Annotated in this window: 14 protein-coding genes; 5 read left to right on the top strand and 9 right to left on the bottom strand. The window is 68.2% G+C overall.

Translation table 11 applies throughout. From position 1 onward, the window contains the following. Positions 1–207 precede the first annotated feature (207 nt). Both GGR64_RS12020 and GGR64_RS12025 read right to left on the bottom strand, forming a co-directional pair. Positions 208–3,600, bottom strand: coding sequence for a GH92 family glycosyl hydrolase (locus GGR64_RS12020; protein WP_260303001.1), 3,393 nt, complete (start codon positions 3,598–3,600; stop codon positions 208–210). A 609-nt stretch (positions 3,601–4,209) separates the two neighbouring features. Then, positions 4,210–5,244 (bottom strand): NADP-dependent oxidoreductase, encoded by a 1,035-nt coding sequence (locus GGR64_RS12025; RefSeq protein ID WP_184646076.1) that lies wholly within the window; start codon positions 5,242–5,244, stop codon positions 4,210–4,212. Between GGR64_RS12025 and GGR64_RS12030 the strand changes: the two genes are divergently transcribed. Beyond that, the gene (locus tag GGR64_RS12030; protein ID WP_260303002.1) at positions 5,213–5,893 is read left to right on the top strand and encodes a TetR/AcrR family transcriptional regulator; all 681 of its coding nucleotides are present in this window, start codon (positions 5,213–5,215) and stop codon (positions 5,891–5,893) included. The genes GGR64_RS12025 and GGR64_RS12030 overlap by 32 nt on opposite strands. 83 nt (positions 5,894–5,976) lie before the next feature. Here GGR64_RS12030 and GGR64_RS12035 read toward each other — a convergent pair whose 3' ends face one another. From GGR64_RS12035 to GGR64_RS12050, 4 genes are all read right to left on the bottom strand, one after another. After that, positions 5,977–6,426: a VOC family protein gene (locus tag GGR64_RS12035; RefSeq protein WP_160966014.1), complete on the bottom strand. Its 450-nt coding sequence runs from the start codon at positions 6,424–6,426 to the stop codon at positions 5,977–5,979. An 82-nt stretch (positions 6,427–6,508) separates the two neighbouring features. After that, positions 6,509–7,339, bottom strand: coding sequence for an AraC family transcriptional regulator (locus tag GGR64_RS12040; RefSeq protein ID WP_160966012.1), 831 nt, complete (start codon positions 7,337–7,339; stop codon positions 6,509–6,511). Between the two features lie 761 nt (positions 7,340–8,100). Further along, a complete protein-coding gene (locus GGR64_RS12045) occupies positions 8,101–8,784 on the bottom strand; it encodes a glutathione S-transferase family protein (RefSeq protein ID WP_184646078.1) in 684 nt (227 codons plus the stop codon). 88 nt (positions 8,785–8,872) lie between these two features. Further along, entirely contained in the window at positions 8,873–9,619 is a 747-nt protein-coding gene (locus tag GGR64_RS12050) for an SDR family oxidoreductase (RefSeq protein ID WP_184646080.1), read from the bottom strand. A gap of 141 nt (positions 9,620–9,760) precedes the next feature. Here GGR64_RS12050 and GGR64_RS12055 point away from each other — a divergent pair, with 141 nt between their 5' ends. Further along, positions 9,761–10,648, top strand: a complete 888-nt coding sequence (locus GGR64_RS12055; protein WP_326520330.1) for a LysR family transcriptional regulator — start codon at positions 9,761–9,763, stop codon at positions 10,646–10,648. Between the two features lie 214 nt (positions 10,649–10,862). On the opposite strand, the gene GGR64_RS12060 is transcribed toward GGR64_RS12055, so the two are convergent. Continuing rightward, positions 10,863–11,813, bottom strand: a complete 951-nt coding sequence (locus GGR64_RS12060; RefSeq protein WP_184646082.1) for an AraC family transcriptional regulator — start codon at positions 11,811–11,813, stop codon at positions 10,863–10,865. Positions 11,814–11,910: 97 nt separating this feature from the next. On the opposite strand from GGR64_RS12060, the gene GGR64_RS12065 reads away from it, so the two are divergent. The 3 genes from GGR64_RS12065 to GGR64_RS12075 all read left to right on the top strand — a co-directional run bounded on the left by GGR64_RS12065 (position 11,911) and on the right by GGR64_RS12075 (position 14,073). Then, the gene (locus tag GGR64_RS12065) at positions 11,911–12,660 is read left to right on the top strand and encodes an SDR family oxidoreductase (protein WP_184646084.1); all 750 of its coding nucleotides are present in this window, start codon (positions 11,911–11,913) and stop codon (positions 12,658–12,660) included. Positions 12,661–12,893: 233 nt separating this feature from the next. Next, entirely contained in the window at positions 12,894–13,397 is a 504-nt protein-coding gene (locus tag GGR64_RS12070) for a sigma-70 family RNA polymerase sigma factor (RefSeq protein ID WP_184646349.1), read from the top strand. 19 nt (positions 13,398–13,416) lie between these two features. Beyond that, positions 13,417–14,073 (top strand): serine/threonine protein kinase, encoded by a 657-nt coding sequence (locus GGR64_RS12075; protein WP_184646086.1) that lies wholly within the window; start codon positions 13,417–13,419, stop codon positions 14,071–14,073. A gap of 495 nt (positions 14,074–14,568) precedes the next feature. On the opposite strand, the gene GGR64_RS12080 is transcribed toward GGR64_RS12075, so the two are convergent. Next, positions 14,569–15,768 carry a Fic family protein gene (locus GGR64_RS12080; RefSeq protein ID WP_221236195.1) on the bottom strand — a complete coding sequence of 400 codons (1,200 nt, stop codon included), beginning with the start codon at positions 15,766–15,768 and terminating at the stop codon, positions 14,569–14,571. A 233-nt stretch (positions 15,769–16,001) separates the two neighbouring features. After that, complete coding sequence (locus tag GGR64_RS20725; protein ID WP_221236196.1) at positions 16,002–16,454, bottom strand: SymE family type I addiction module toxin; 453 nt, start codon at positions 16,452–16,454, stop codon at positions 16,002–16,004. Positions 16,455–16,464 lie beyond the last annotated feature (10 nt).

A 16,464-nucleotide genomic window follows, 5' to 3' on the forward strand; every position in this document is an offset into this window, starting at 1 on the left:
AAACATCCGGCGCCATTGCGGCGAGCCGGCCTTGCGGTTGTTCCCCCCTCTGTCCTGCACCAACTGAATTGGATCGTTCTAATGCAGCGGAAAACTTAAGTACCACAGCGTTCCTCGCAACGCATGCTGCCGCGCAACAGGTCTAGGGCAGGACGTGTCCACCGCAACGTGCGCGCAACAGCACGCGTACGCTGCGTCGCCGCTGCCTCACGGCGCGGCCTGCCGCGTCACCGGCTTCAGCAGCTCGATCTCGGCCAGCGAAACGCCTTCGCCCGCATCCAGGCGCAGGCGGTACGCGCTGTAGGCGCCAGGCTTGGCAATGCGGAACGGCCGCAGTTGCCGCGCCCAGGCGAAGGCCTGCGCGCGTCGATGATCCAGCGTGGTCCATGCGCCGTCGGCGCCGCGGCCCTCCAGCGTCCATGCGAGGCCGGACAACGCGGCGTCGCCGCTGGTCAGCGTGTAGTGCGTGGCGCGCTGCGGCGTCGCGAAGCGCAGATCGACGCTGGCACCTACCGGCAGCGGCAGCGCCGTCGTCGCATCGTCGTCGATCAAGACCGTGGCCTTGGGCTGTCCCTCCAGCGACACCGCAACGGCCTGCGACGCCACATCCTCCAGTCCCTGCGGCGCGCTGCCCAACGGGGTCAACGATGGCGGCAACGTGTCCGCGCCGCTGCCCCAGCGCGACGGCGTCGCGCCCATCACGAACTCCAGCGTGGCGCCGCCGGCGATGTCCTGTTGGCGCAGCCAGGCCTTGTTCCACGGCTTGCCGTTGAGCGTGAGCGACTGCACGTACACGTTGCGCGCATTGTTGTTGCGCGCGATCACCACCAGCTTGCGGCCCTTGCCGAGATCGACCTCGGCCCGCGGGAACGCCGGCGAGCCGATCACGTACTCCGGCGCGCCCATCCGCAGCGGATACAGCCCGAGCATGGCGAACAGGTACCACGCCGACATCTCGCCGTTGTCCTCGTCGCCCGGATAGCCCTGGCCGATCTCGCTGCCCAGGTACAGCCGGCGCAGCACCTCGCGGGTGAGGCGCTGGGTCTTCCACGGCTGTCCCGCCGCCACGTACATCCACGGCAGATGGTGCGAGGGCTGGTTGCTGTGCGCGTACATGCCCATGCGCACGTCGCGCGCCTCGGTCATCTCGTGGATGACGCCGCTGTAGCTGCCGGCGAAGCGCTTCTCCGCGGTCTCCGGCGTGGCGAACAGCTCGTCCAGCCGCGCGGCCATGGCGTCCTCGCCGCCCAACAGCGTGGCCAGGCCCGCAGCGTCGTGCGGCGTGGTGAAGGCGAAGGTCCAGGCATTGGCCTCGGTGTAGTCGCCGCCCCACACGCGCGGATCGAACTTCGACGCAGGCGTGCTCCACTGGCCAGCCGGCGTGCGCCCGCGGAAGAAGCGGGTGGCGGGGTCGAACAGGAACACATAATCGGTGGCCCGCGCCCGGAAGTACTCGGATTCCTCGCGGTAACGCTGCGCCTGCTGCGGATCATTTTCCTGTTGCGCCAGCGCCTGCCCCATCTGCGCCAGGCCGAAATCGTTGAGCGCGCCCTCCAGCGTCCACGACAGCCCTTCGTGCACGTCGTTGGCCGCGTAGCCGCGGTACATCGAGTGGGCCAGGCCCTTGCGGCCGACATTCGACACCGGCGGCACCACCGTGGCATTGCGCAGCGCCGCCGCATAGGCCTCGTGGGCGTCGAACCCGTGCACGCCCTTCAGCCAGGCATCGGCGAAGGCCACATCGGAACTGGTGCCGACCATCAGGTCCGCATGGCCCGGCGAGGACCAGCGCGCCACCCAACCGCCGTCGCGGTACTGCTGAAGGAAGCCATCGATCATCGCTCCGGCCTGCTCCGGCGCGAACAACGCATACGCCGGCCAACTGGTGCGGAAGGTGTCCCAGAAGCCGTTGTTGACGTAGACCTTGCCCGGCACGATCGGCGCAGAGGTGCGCTCGGCATCGCCGCCCATGTTGTCCTTGGACCAACTGTTCTGGTCAGCATGCCGCCAATCGGGATGCGCCGCGTCGCCGACGTTCTCGTGGGCGATATTGGGATACAGGAACAGCCGGTACAGATTGGAGTACACCGTGACCCGCTGGTCGTGGCTGGCGCCTTGCACCTGCACGCGCCCCAGCACCGCGTCCCACGCGTCCTGCGCACGCGCCCGCACCAGCTCGAACCCGGCGTCGCCGATCTCCTGCTGCAGATTGCGTTGCGCCTGCTCCACCGAGATCAGCGAGGTGGCGATGCGCATCACCACGGTGCGATCGGCGCCCGGCGCGAACTTCACGTAGCCGGTCGGACGCCCAGTGGGGATCTTGCCACTGGCGGTCCAGGGACGGTCGAAGCGCGCATACACGAACAGCCGCGTGGCGCCGTTGGACAGCCCGCTGCGCGTGTCGGAGTAGCCACGCAACGTCTGCGTCGCCGCATCCAGTGTCAGCCCGCCGCGCGCGTCGACATTGTCGAACAGCAGATTGGCATCGCCGCCCTCGGGAAAGCGGAAGCGGAAGATCGCGGCACGCTCGCTCGGCGCCAGCTCCGCACGGATACCGTTGTCGAAGTCCACCCGGTACAGATGCGGGCGCGCCTCCTCGCGGTCGTGGCCGAACGACAACGCACGCTTCGCGCGGTCCGCCTCCGGCACGCCGCGCGTGGACGACGGCATCACCTGGAAGGTCTGGCGATCGCCCATCCACGGGCTGGGCTCATGGCTGATCGACAGCGCCTGCAGCCGCGGCCGGTTGTCGTCGCCGTTCTGCTCGTTCCAGCGGTACAGCCAACTCAGCGTCCCCGCATCGGTCGCCGGCACCCAGAAATTGAAGCCATGCGGCATCGCCGTGGCCGGAATATTGTTGCCGCGCGAGAACGTGCCATTGGATTGCGTCCCGCGCGTAGTCACCACCTCGTCGCTGGGCCGCCGCGCCGCCTGCGGTGCTGCCTCGCGGCGCACCGCGACATCGTCGATCCAGCCCGACGCCACCTTGCCGGCCCCAGGCTGTACCTGCAGCTCGATCGCGCGAACGCGCTTGCCGCGCAACGCCGCCACATCGCCCAGCCGCACCTGTTTGAACGCCCACTGCTGCGGATACAGCGTCTTCGACGCCGCCTGCCCCGCCGCACTGACCAGCGCACCGTGCTGATCCTCCACGCTCAACTCGGACAAGCGGCGGCCATCGTCGAACAGCAGATCCACCGCCACGCCGGTCGACGCCACCGTATCGCCATCGACGATCTCCGGCAGCACCATCCACGACAGCACCGTGTCCGGCTCCACCGGCAGATCCACCGCAAACAGCTGCACGTGCCCGGCCGCAGTGGCGCGATAGTGCAGCGCATGCAGCCCGGTGTAGCCCATGCCGGCCTTGGCCGCGTAAGGCTGTTCGGGTCCGTTGCCGATCGCAACCTGCACGCTCGCTTTGTCTGAATGCGTGGCCGATGCAGGCGCAGGTTCGCCCTGCTCGAACGAAGACGCGAAGCCAGCATCGGCCGCGCATGCCGCGCCGCTGCCCGCACACAACAGCGCCGACGCCGCGACGGACGCCAACCACCGGCGCGAAGACTCGGGCAGGTGCGCAAAGCGCGGGCGGATTGACATGGCAGGCTCCCCAAACTCTCTCGGTCGGCTGTGCCGCGACGCGTGGCGTCACGCACTTCCGGTGGCAACGGCGCGCAGTGAAGGCACGCAACGTGGACCGGATCGACCCGATGGATCGCCGCTCGAGTCCGCTCCCGACGCAGTGTCACGACCGCATCCGCACGCGGATACGACGACGACCATCAGCAAACTCGTAGCACGCGATCCCTACCCACCGTTTTCCCCAGGATGCGCTGCATCAACGGCTTTGGATCGATCCAACAACGTTAGATGTAACACGCCTCTTGTGGGGTTGCATGCTGCTTCGCAACAGTTCGTACGCGTATCGATGCTGGATCCGACGTGCCGCGCTAGGTCGGTGGACGGAACGTGCGTTGACGATCGTCATAAGCTTGCGGAAGCTGGTATCAGGGAAGCATGGGGCGGAAGACATCTCCCACTGCATAGGCCTTAGACGCTACCCGGTGGGGATTGATGCAAGGAGGTGCACTCTGGCCTCTGTTCTACTGCGACTGCGCGCGCGGCTCCCTTCAATGACCGAGTCAGCGATCGACGCGGCACCGAGCCGCTACCCCGCTCGATACGGCAGCAACGCCGCGATCGACGGTTTCATTCGACCGTCATCACGATCTTTCCCTGGATGTGCCCCTGCTCCGCGCGCTCGTGCGCTTGGCGCGCCTGCGACAGTGCGAAGGTGCTGTCGATGGCCACGCGCACCGTGCCGGCGTCCAGCAGTGCCGCGAGTTCACCGAGTTGCGCGCCGCTGGAACGCACCTGGGTGGTGGACACCGTCACGCCCAGCGCCGCCGCCGCATCGTGCCCATCGAAGCCGAGCGGGAAAATAGGGAACAGCGCACCGCCACGCTTGAGCGTGGGCAGGAACTTTCCGGCGCCGGCGCCGCCGACCGCGTCCACCACCAGGTCCACGTCGTGCAGCACGTCCTCCGGCGCCGTCTTGGTGTAGTCGATGAAGGTCTCCGCGCCCAACCCGCGCACGAACGCCTCGTGCTTGCCGGAAGCGACCGCGATCACGCGCGCACCTTGCCACCTGGCCAGTTGCAGCGCGAAGTGGCCGACGCCGCCGGCCGCCCCGTTGACCACCACGGTCTTGCCCTGCAATCGCACCGGCGCATGCGGCATGGGCTGCAGCGGATTGGCCACGTCGTGGCCCTGCGCGATCAGGAACTGCCACGCCGTCAGCAACGACATCGGCGCGCCCGCGGCGTGCACGTGGTCGATCCCCGTTGGCTTCAGTGCGACTTCGGACGCAGGCGCGGCGACGTATTGCGCATATGCCTGGCTGCCACCGGCCAAGCCGCTCGGAAAACGCACCATCGCGTACACAGCGTCGCCTGGCGAAAACCCGTCAACATCCTCCGCCACCGCCGCGATCACGCCCGAAACATCCGTGCCCAGGATCAGCGGGAACGTCACCGGCGGCCGCCATTCCGGCGGCAGGCGGCTGTAGCCCTCGCGCAGGTACAGGTCGGGCGGGTTCAGCCCGACCGCATGCACCCGGATCAGCACCTCGCCCGGCTGCAGCACGGGCGTGGGCGCGTCCTCGTAATGGAGCACCTCGGAGCCGCCGAACGCCCGCTGGCGGACCGCTTTCATGGTGCGCGGCGTTTCTTCGGAACTGTGCATGGCGTATCCTGATCGGAACAGTGCTCCGAATATACGGATCACCGCTCCACTTGTAAAGGACAGCATGCGCGCCGACGCCCAAAAAAACTACCAACGCCTGCTGGACGTGGCCCGCGAGGCCTTGTCCGAAGCCGGCGCAGACGCCTCATTGCGCGACATCGCCCGCCGCGCCGAAGTCGGCCTGGGTACCCTGTACCGCCACTTCCCCACCCGCGAAGCCCTGCTCGAGGCGCTGCTGCGCACCGACTTCGAGGACCTGGCGGCGAAGGCCGACACCCTGCGCACGGCAGCAGCCTCGGACCAGGCCCTGCTGGCCTGGCTGGAGGAAATCATCGCCTTCACCCATCGCCAGCGCGGCATCCTCGCCCCGATGATGTCCGCCATCGAAGACGAGTCCTCCGCACTGCACGCCTCCTGCGTGCGGCTACGCTCCGCAGGCGCCGCACTGCTGGCGCGCGCCCAGGCGGACGGCAAGGCGCGCGCCGACATGGACGGCGATGAGCTGTTCGACCTGATCGCCGCGCTGGCCTGGTTGCGGGAACAGCCGTCGCATGCGCAGCGGTCGGAGCGGCTGTTCGAGCTGGTGGCTGGGGCGATCCTTGCGCAACGCGCAACACCTCCGACGACGTCACCGGCTCGGAAGCGGTAAGCAACGCCGAGCGCCGACTCCACGCGCTCGACTTCTTCGCATTTATCGCCGTAGCGAGAACCGATGCCGCGCGGCAGAGACGATCAGGCTTTAGGCGCGGGGAACAGCGCGGTGTAGCGCCGCTGCATTTCCTCCGGCGTCACCGTCTCGATCGCATGGCCGATCAGCCAGCGGTGGCCGAACGGATCACGCACCGTCCCCGAGCGCTCGCCGTAGAAGTGGTCCTGCATGCCGCGCTCGAGCGTGGCGCCCGCGGCCACCGCGTGCGCCACCAGCGCGTCGGCATCGTCTACATGCAGGTGCAGCGTGACCGGGGTGGCGCCCAGGTGTTCCGGGCTGCGCACCCCCATCCCTGGATACTCTTCCGACAGCATCAGCGTGTGCCCGTCGAGATCCACCTCGGCATGGCCGATGCGGCCATCGGGCTCGGTGAGGCGGAACCGTTCGCGCGCGCCGAACGCGCGGGCGTAGAACGCCATCGCGGCGGCGGCATCGCGGACGCACAGATAGGCATAGAGCTCGTGGATGGCCATGGCGACTCCTGAGGTGGACGATGCGCTCCATTCTGGGTGCCGGCGCGCGCGGCGTCTTGTAGCCATTTGACCTGCGCCGCGATCAGCGCGGCACGTGGCGCGGCGCGGCGGGGTCAGCCCGCAGTCGCCAGGCGGACGGCGTCACCCCGGCCACGGCGCGAAAGGTGTTCGCCAGGTGCGCCTGGTCCGCGAAATCACTGGCGGCCGCGATCTCGGCCCAGCCCAGCACCCCGTCGCAGGCCAGTGCGAGCGCATGCGAGAAGCGCTGCAGCCGCAACCACTCGTTCGGCGCCAGCCCCGTTGCCTGGCGAAATAACGCAATGCAATGCCGATGGCTCAACCCGCTGGCGCGCACCATCGCGTCCACGCGCATGCCTGGATGCCAGGGACGCAGCACAACGCCCGCCAGCGCCGGGTGCAGCGCCGCAGGCCGGTCACCGGCACGCCCGGCCAGCCAGCGCTCGAAGACCGCGAGCCGCGCCGGGCCGTCATGGCAGGCATGCAGCGTCGCCAGCAGCGCATCGACCTCGCCGGCAGGCACCAGACATTCCAGCGGCGTGTGGTGCCCCGCCAGCGCGGATTCGGGTACGCCGAGCAGAACCGCGGCCGCCCCGGGCCGCAGCATGGCGCCGACCGAGACCGACGGTTGCGAGACATCGCGCACGTGGTACTCCGTGCGCACGCCACCGGCCACCGCATGGCCCAGGCGATGGCCGCACAGGTCGGCCGCATGGTCGAAGACCTGCAGCGGCGCGCCGCCAACGCGCACCGCGATATGCGTGGCCCCGGTCGGCAGCACGTGCTCGCGCGCAAGCGCCCGCACCACCGACGGGCCGGTCGCAGGGTCGTGCGCCCAGACCGAGGCGACTAGGCCGCGCAACGCCGGAATGGGAAGCCGATGAACCGAAGCCATGCGGTGATGCTACGCCTGGTTCGGCGTGGGTCGATAGCCCCTGCCGAACCGCACACCGCTGGTTGCGAATGCGCCGCGACACAACCCATCCGTTCGCGCGCATTGCATCGGCGAACCGATCTCTCACCGGGTCTCGTACAGCATCGCCATTGCAGTCGGCGCCCGCACCACTGGCCAGAAATGAATGCGGGCGCTGACGGCCCGACGCGCCTCTCTATTCGGCCGTCATCACGATCTGCCCTGGATATGTCCTTGCTCCGCGCGGTCGTACGCCTGTGCGCCTGCGGCAACGCGAAGGTGCTGTCGATGACCACGCGCACCGTGCTCGCATCCAGCAGTGCCGCGAGTGCGCCGAGTTGCGCGCCGCAGGAGCGCACGTGGAGGTGGCACCGTCACGCCCGGCGCGCCGCCGCAGGGTCGTCCATCGAAGCCGAGCGGAAAGATGGGTAACGGCGCGCCGCCGCATGTATGCGTACGCAGGAACCTGCCGGCGCCAGAGCCGCCGATTGCATCCAGCGGCGCATCGACCTCGCCGGCAGCGTGTCGTACCCTGCCAGCGCACCGTCAGCGCCCGGTGGCGACCGGCCTTCGTCCGCCGCTGTCGTGACTTAGTGGGCGGCTCTGCTTGCCTGGTTGCGCAGCAATCACGGCGTGATAGCACTGATTGCTGCGCCGCTGATCGGCAGCCAGCGGCCGATCCGACAGCCCGGTGCCGACAACGGGGGTAAAGACGCGCCTACAGCGCCGCGCGCAAGACATCCTCAGCGCAGCGCGCCCGCGAGCAAGGCGTGCTGGGCCACGAGATGCCGCTGGAATCGGTCGGCGTAATCGTCCGGCACCGCGGAGACGACGCTCGGCCTGTCCGCGAGCGCTGCCCGCCAGGAGGAGACCCGCGGCAGGCCTTCGAAGACCGACCGCGAAACCGGCGCGCGCAGCACGTCGAAATAGCGGAAGACTGGCGCGAACGCCGCATCGACCATGCAAAACGCCGGTCCCATAAAATACGGCCCGTCGTGCAGTTGGCGTTCCAGCCGCAGCAGCTTGTCGCGGAATGCGACGCGCGCGGCGTCGGCGGTCGCGGCATCCTTGGCATTGAGGAACTGCCACGCATTGCCGAGCGCCGCCGTCCCGAACTCCACCCAGGCGCGCTGCTGGGCGCGCGCCAGCGGGTCTCCCGAGAACATCGGAGCGCCCGGCTGCGTCTCTTCCAGGTATTCGCAGATCGGCATGCTTTCGAACAAGACTACTTCCGGGCCGCCCGGCAGCCGGACCTGCAACAGCGGCACCTTGCCGGTCGGCGACAGCGCCAGGAACCACTCCGGCTTGGCGGCCAGATCCACCTGCACGCGCTCGAACGCCACGCCCTTTTCGAGCAGAACGATCGCCGCGCGCTGCACGAACGGACACAGCGGATGACTGACGAGTTTCAAGGAAGGAAGCGACATGACGATCTCTGCAGGCAATGCGAAGAGGGCGACCCGGCCGGGCGCAGCGCGCCCGGCCAGGCCTGCCGGCGATCGGTGACCGCCGCGGTCACAGCGTGCGGCCGCCGTCGACGATGAGTTCCGTCCCCACCGTCCAGCGCGACTCGTCGGAGGCCAGGTACACCACCGCCTTGGCGATTTCCTCCGGCGTCCCGAAGCGGCCCATCGGGATGCTCGCGGCAATGTCCTTGTTGACCTGCTCGCGGTACGCCTCGGGAATGCCCAACTTGTCGTACAGCGGCGTCTCGACCGGGCCGGGACTGACCGCATTGAAGCGGATGCCGCGTCCGAGCAACTCGCTCGAAAGGGTCTTCGTCATGTTCAACAATGCCGCCTTGGTCGCGCCGTACACCGACGAGTTCGGCATGCCCACGTGGACGTTGACCGAGGCATTGAACACCACCGAGGCCGGCGCGGCGAACACCGGCAGCAGCGCCTGGACGAGGAAGTACGGGCCCTTGACGTTGACGGCGAAGGACGCATCGAACGCCTCCTCGGTCCAGCTCTCGGCCGGCGCCCAGACCGACACGCCCGCGTTGAGGAACGCGATGTCGAGCTGCCCGAAGTGCGCGCCGATCGTCTGCGCCAGCTCCTTCTGCGCCGCGACGCTGGCCGAGTCGGCGCGCAGCACCAACACTTCGTCGCCGAGCGCGGCCTTGGCCTTGGCGATGGAGTCGGGGTTCACCCCGGTGACGATGACGCGCGCGCCCTCGGCGAGAAACTGCCTGGCCGTTTCCAGGCCGATGCCGCTGGTGCCGCCGGTGATGAGGGTGCGCTTGCCTGCTAGACGGGACATGGTGTGCTCCTGTGGTTTGCGGTGGGTCGGCCACGTTGGCCGGCCCTCGAAGGGGACGCAGCATGCGCCTATGCCGCCATTGCCATAAGCCGACGTATGCGCATAGCATTCATGCCGATTGCGCATGATTAAGAGCAGACCGTGGACCGCTTCCTGCTGATGACCTGCTTTGCCCGCGCCGTGGAGACCGGGAGCTTTTCCGCGGCCGGCCGCGACCTGGGCATCGGCCAGCCCAATGTCAGCCGCCACGTCGCCGCGCTGGAGGACCACCTGCGCACGCGCCTGTTGCACCGCTCCACGCGCAAGCTCGCCCTGACCCCGGAGGGCGAGCGCTACTATGCCGAGGTCCGCCGCATCCTCGACGCGGTGGACGAGTCCGAGACCTCCCTGCGCGCGGACGTCAAGCCGACCGGGCTGCTGCGCGTGGCATGCCCCACGGCGTTGTCGCACACCTACGTCATGCCCCTCGTACCTGGCTTCCTGCAGCGCTTTCCGGACATGCAACTGGACCTGCAGATCAACGACCGCTTCGTCAACCTGCTCGACGAAGGCGCCGAGCTGGCCATCCGCATCGGCCACCTGGAGAGCAGCGCGCTGCGCGCACGGCGCATCGGCGCATTCAAGCGCGTGTGCGTCGCCAGCACCGACTATCTGGCCAGGCGCGGCGTCCCCCAGGTACCGCAGGACCTGGTCCATCACGAGTGCGTGCTCTACACCCTGCTCGCCTCCGGCGCCACCTGGCGCTTCAGGGACGCGGAGATTCCCGTCACCGGCCGCATCCGCGTCAATTCCCCCGAGGCCTCGCGCGCGTCCGTCAGCGCCGGGCTCGGCATCGGCATCGGCCCGGAGTGGCTGTTCGAGGACGGCCTGAAGTCCGGACGTCTCCAGACCGTGCTCGGCGCCTACGCCGCCCCCTCCGTGCCCATGCACATCGTCTACGCGGCCAATCGCCTGCTCCCGAAGCGCGCCGCCGTTTTCATGGACTTCATCGCCGAGGCGTTCTCGCAGATTCCGCAGCTCAACACATAGCGCGATTCTGCGGGCGCAGCTCTAGCTTCAACGCCTCGCGAGGGATGGCGCAGGGAGCCACGCTAACGGCACGCCCCATCCCTCACTCGCCCGTCGTCTGCTGGCCGTGGTCAGCGAGGTCCAGGCCGAAACCGGCCACCGGGGCGATCCTTGCGCAGCTCGCACCGCCTCCGACGAGAACGTCGGCGCGGAAGTGGTAAGCCGCGCCGAGTGCCTACTCCATGCCCTCGACTTGTTCGGAGACCAACAGCTCGCCGCGCGCAGCGCCGCGGCCGCTTGCGCGCGCGTACTGCGTCGGCGGCTGTCCGACGTGGCGGGCGAACGCGACGCTGAAGGTGCTCGCGGAGCTGTAGCCGACGCGCTCGGCGATCGCGGCGATACCGAACTCGTTGCGGCGCAGCAGGTCCTTGGCCAAGGCCATGCGCCAGGCGAGCAGGTATTCCATCGGCGCCACGCCCACCGTGCGACCGAAGCGCTCGAAGAACGCCGAGCGCGACAAGGCGGCTTCCTTCGCCAAGGCCGCCACCGTCCATGCGCGCGTGGGCTGCGCGTGCATCGCGCGGATCGCCGCGGCCAGGCGCGCATCGGCCAGCCCGCGCGCCAGGCCCGGCGACGCCGCCGTGCCCGCGGCCGAACGCAGCGCCTCGATGAGCAGCACTTCCAACAGGCGCGCGAGCACGACCTCGCGCGCGGGCCGCGCCTCGCGCGACTCCTCGCTCACCAACTGCACCAGCGTGGCGAGCCGTTGCTCGCCATGCACGTAGACCATCTGCGGCAGCAGCGAGACCAGCAGCGCCGCATCCGGCGAGCCGAAACTGCAGTGGCCGGCCAGGATGCGCAAGTCGGTCGGGCCTTCCTGCGTGCCGATCCGGAACACGCCGTTCCCCAGCGCGGCCGGCATGGTCTCGGCCACGTCCGCGTGCGGCGCAAGGCTGAACATCGTGATGCTGTAAGCCGCGGGCACCAGGACGAAATCGCCCGGCTGCAGCAGGATCGGCGCGCCGTCATCGAGCGCCATGTGGCAGCCGCCCTCCAGCACCGCGCAGTAGAAGGGTTGCCCGGCGTCGGAACGCCGGATGCGCCAGGCACCGGCACCGACCACGTACTTGGAGAACCGGGCCGCCGGCTGCAGCAGCGTGACCACCTCGGCCAGGGGATCCACCATCGCTGGACGCTCGCAAACGAATCAAGGACGCTGGATCGTAGCGAGTACGGGAGCCGCAATCTATCGTGGCTCCTCGTCCACGAGCAAAGGAATTCCCTTGAAGACCGTCCTGATCACTGGCTGCTCCTCCGGCTTCGGCCTGGAAACCGCGCGCTACTTCCTCGCCCGCGACTGGCGCGTGCTCGCCACCATGCGCACCCCGCGCGAAGACCTGTTTGCGCCGTCGCCACAGCTGCGTGTGCTGCCGCTGGACGTCACCGACGCGCAGAGCATCCGCGCGGCCGTCGCGGCGGCCGGCCCGATCGACGTGCTGGTCAACAACGCCGGCTTCGGCGCGCCCGCCCCGTTCGAGTTGATGGACATGGACACCGTGCGCGCCCTGTTCGACACCAACACCTTCGGCACGATGGCGCTCACCCAGGCGGTGTTGCCGCAGATGCGCGCACGCGGCGCCGGCGTCGTGGTCAACGTCACCTCCAGCGTCACCTACAAGCCCGTGCCGCTGGTCGGCGTCTACCGCGCGGCCAAGGCCGCGGTGAATGCCTTCACCGAATCGCTGGCAATCGAACTGGCGCCGTTCGGCGTGCAGGTGCGCATCGTGCTGCCAGGATCCTCGGGCGAGACCCGTTTCCGCGACACCGCCCGCACCCGCCTGCACGGCATGGACGATGCGGTCTATGGCGACTTCATGCGCCAGACCCTCGCGCGGATAGCCGACTCCACCGGCCCGGGAACGCGCATGCAGGACGTGGCCGAAGCCGTCTGGCGCGCGGCGACCGATCCGGCGGCGCCGTTGTATCTGCCGGCTGGGGCGGATGCGGTGCAGTGGGCGACGGAGGCGGGTTGAGTCGACGAACGCCTCAGGCGCGTCCGCATGACGCGCCTGGCGGTTGTGGCCCTGGAGGAAACCTCCAGTGGTATCGCCGACGTGCCGCAAGTGATCACCGAGGGCCTCGGGGCCGGGCATCTCCTTGAAATTTCTTGCTGGCGGGGTGTGAGATTCCGTGCGCTGGCGCGAATCATGGTTCCGAGGGGCGCGAAGATCGCGTCGGTGAACCAATGGATACCATCACAACCACCATGACCGCGAACGACGCCAAAGACGCCTTCAGCGCGCTGCTGCAGCGCCATTCCGGCATCGTGTTCAAGGTCGCCGGTAGCTATGCGCGCGGCGCCGAGGACCGCGCCGATCTGGCCCAGGAAATCGCGGCACAGCTCTGGCACGCCTGGCCGCAGTACGACCCGGCGCGCAGCGTCAGCACCTGGATGTACCGGATCGCGCTGAACGTGGCGATCAGCCACCTGCGCAACCGCGAACTGCGGCAGCGGCACGACGCGATGCCGCTGGACGAAACTCTGCACGACGTGGCCGACGGCAACGTCGCAGACCCGGAGAACGAACAGCGGCTTCGCCTGCTACGGGACTTCATCGCCCGCCAGCCGCCGCTCGATCGCGCGCTGTTGCTGCTCTACCTCGAAGACCGCCCGCAACGCGAGATCGCCCAGATCCTCGGCATCACCGAAAGCAATGTCTCCACCAAGATCGGACGCCTGAAACAGCGCATCCGCGACGAATTTCGATAGAGCCGACATGGAGACCACGATGGAACTCGATGACCTCAAATCCGCCTGGCAATCGCTGGACCGCCGGTTGCAACTGGACAACACGCTGAAACTTCACGAACTGCGCGAGCGCAAACTGGACAGGACGCGCGGCAGCCTGCGTCCGCTGTTCTGGGGCCAAATCGTGCAGATGCTGTTCGGCGTTCTCTTCATCCTGCTCGCTTCGCTGCTGTGGATGAGCCAGCCGGCGCACGCCTCGTCCATCGTCGCCGGCGTCTTGGTGCAGGCGTATGGCGTGCTGACGATCGTCGCCGCGGGCGTGGTGCTGGGGCAGATCGGCAACATCGACTATTCGCAGCCGGTGCTCGGCATCCAGAAACAATTGCTGCGAGCACGCACGCTGTACATCCGCAGCGGCATGGTCGCCGGTCTGCCGTGGTGGTTCCTGTGGATCGCGGTCCTGCAGACCTTGGCTGGCCTGAGCGATGTCGATTTGCTGGCCAAGGCGCCCGCGCTGGTGTGGAGCGGCTACGGCATCGGCATCGTCGGCCTGCTGGCGACCTGGTGGTTCCACCGCTGGGCACGCCGCCCTCAACGCGCCGAGTTCGGCCGGAAGATGGACGATTCCTTAAGCGGCGGCAGCCTGCGCCGGGCGCTGGCGCAACTGGACGAGCTACAGCGCTTCGAGCGCGAATGAGGGAGAAGCTGGGGTCAAAGGACATCTCACACTACATAGTTTGACCTTGCTCATTGGGAACTGATGCGAGCAAGCGCACTCTGCCCCCCTGTCTTTGCACGGCAGCGGGCGGCGGAGGCAGTCAGGCCGGCGCCCGCGCCAGGTGCGTCCGCATGATGCATTTGGCAATTCCGGATGCGCACTTTACCACCCACTTGCGCGCAGAAGCCGCATCCGGACTGCAACCGTCCGCTGGCGGTTTCTCGCCAGCTACGCGGCCATCCCTTCGAGCGCGGCGGCAGCCTGCTCGAGTCCGCCCAGGATGGCGTCGGCGACGCGCGGCGAGAAATCGTGCGGCAGGTCCGCGCGTCGGCATTGGGTGGTACCGGTTATCCAGCTAAATGCAAAACACCTGTAAAACAAATAAAGTTCAAATAGCTGATATTCGGGTAATTCGCTTGATGCGTGCGCGATCCTCCCGCGCTGACCCGTGTGCCGAATGGTCGAGCACATACATCACGATAGATCGGCCGGCCGTACTTCGATCGTCGCGCGCGGCGGCTCGAATTCGGTGTCCGCAGCAGCATGCCTCGCATCTGTCGGATCATTCGCCAATTCATAGCTGGTGCTTCTACCGCCCGCCTCCGATTTGCGCAGCACGCCTCGGCTCAGCAAGTCGTTGATGTCGCGCAGCGCGGTATCGCTCGACGCCTTTGTTAGCGCCGCCCACTTGCTGTTGGTCAACTTCCCCTCGAAACCGTCGAGCAGGCGGTTGAGCACCTTGATCTGCCGCGCGTTCATCGGGATGGCCGCCGCCCGCTGCCAGAAGCGCGTCTTGGCCAGCACACGGTCCAGCGTGTGGTGCGCGTCCTCGACGGCACGCTGCAACGTCTGCAGGAACCACAGAAGCCAGGCGGTGACATCAAGGTCACCCTTCTGCGTGCGCTCCAGCACCGCGTAGTACGCGCTGCGTTCGCGCTGGATCTGCGCCGACAGGCTGTAGAAGCGTTGCGGGCTGCCATCGGCACGCACCAGCAACAGATCGCCCACGGCACGCGCGATGCGGCCATTGCCGTCATCGAACGGGTGCAGGGTGACGAACCACAGGTGACCGAGTCCGGCCTTGAGCAGCGCCGGCACGTCCTGGCTGTCGTTGAGCCAGCGCAGGAAGACCGCCATCTCGCCATCGAGCCACGTCGCGGGCGGCGCCTGGTAGTGGACGCGCTGGCGCCCCACCGGACCGGACACAACCTGCATCGGCCCATTGGCGTCGTCGCGCCAGGCAGCCACCTTGAGCCGGCTCAGGCCGGAATAGCCGGTGGGAAACAGCGCGGCGTGCCAGCCGAACAGCCGTTCGGCGGTGAGGGGCTGCACGGCATTGGCGGTGGCGTCCAGCACCATGTCCACCACGCCCTCCACGTGCCGATCGACGGGTGCTAAGGCCGCCACCTCGACGCCCAGCCGGCGCGCCACGGACGACCGCACCGAGGCCACGTTCAACACCTCACCTTCGATGGCGCTGGTCTTGACCACGTCCTCGGTCAGCGCGGCCAGGCTGGCCTGGTCGCGCAAGGCCAGGCTGACATCGGCCAGGCGTCCCAACAGCAGGCCCTGAGCCCGGCTGACGGCCGCCAGCGGCTCGGCCAGCGTCGACAGGCTATAGCGCCAGGTCGGCCAGCCCTCGCGTTGCCAGATGTAGAGCGATTCGCCGCGCATGATGCGGCGATTATGGGAGCGATTCGCCGCAGGCACAATCACCGCAAATTCTGCGGTGATTGGGACAGCTAATCGCCGCACATGGCCAGCATCGCCTCTGGAGCGGACCTAACTGTCGGCCATAGCCGCAGGCGACTCCGCCGAGGGCCTGGCATGTAGCGACGACACGGCCAGACCGCGCCGCCATACACCCCAACGGATTCGGCGCGCGCCGAGCGCCCCGGCAAACCTGCTCAAAGGCCGCAAGGCGATGGCGCTGGCTTGGCCTTGCGCCGCGTCTTCGCCGCACGCGTCGGCTCCGCCGGCACGGCCGTGATCAGCAGGGCGCCCTTGGCCATAGTGATGCGCACCTTGTCGCCCACCGCAAAGCCCAGGCCTTCCAGCCACAGGCCATGCAAGCGCAGGCTGGGCACCTGCCGCCCAACCCGCATGCCATTGCGGTCCACGTCGTAGTGGCGATAGCCGATGGTGCATTGCGTGGGTCGGCGCGAGACCGAGCGCCTGGGCGCGGCGACCTTGTCGGCCTCGGGGCACAACGGCGGGGGCGACGCGGCACCGGGCAGCGGTTCGGCGGCAATCGCATCCAAGGGGTCAGGGGATTCGAGTTTGAGCCAGCAGGGTGGCGCTTTTTTGACGGCGCAGCGAGGGGACTTGGTCTTTGAAATAGCGGCAGCATTACCGGACATGACGTCCTCC

The sequence above is a fragment of the Xanthomonas sp. 3307 genome (assembly GCF_014199735.1).
Lineage (GTDB): Bacteria > Pseudomonadota > Gammaproteobacteria > Xanthomonadales > Xanthomonadaceae > Xanthomonas_A > Xanthomonas_A rydalmerensis.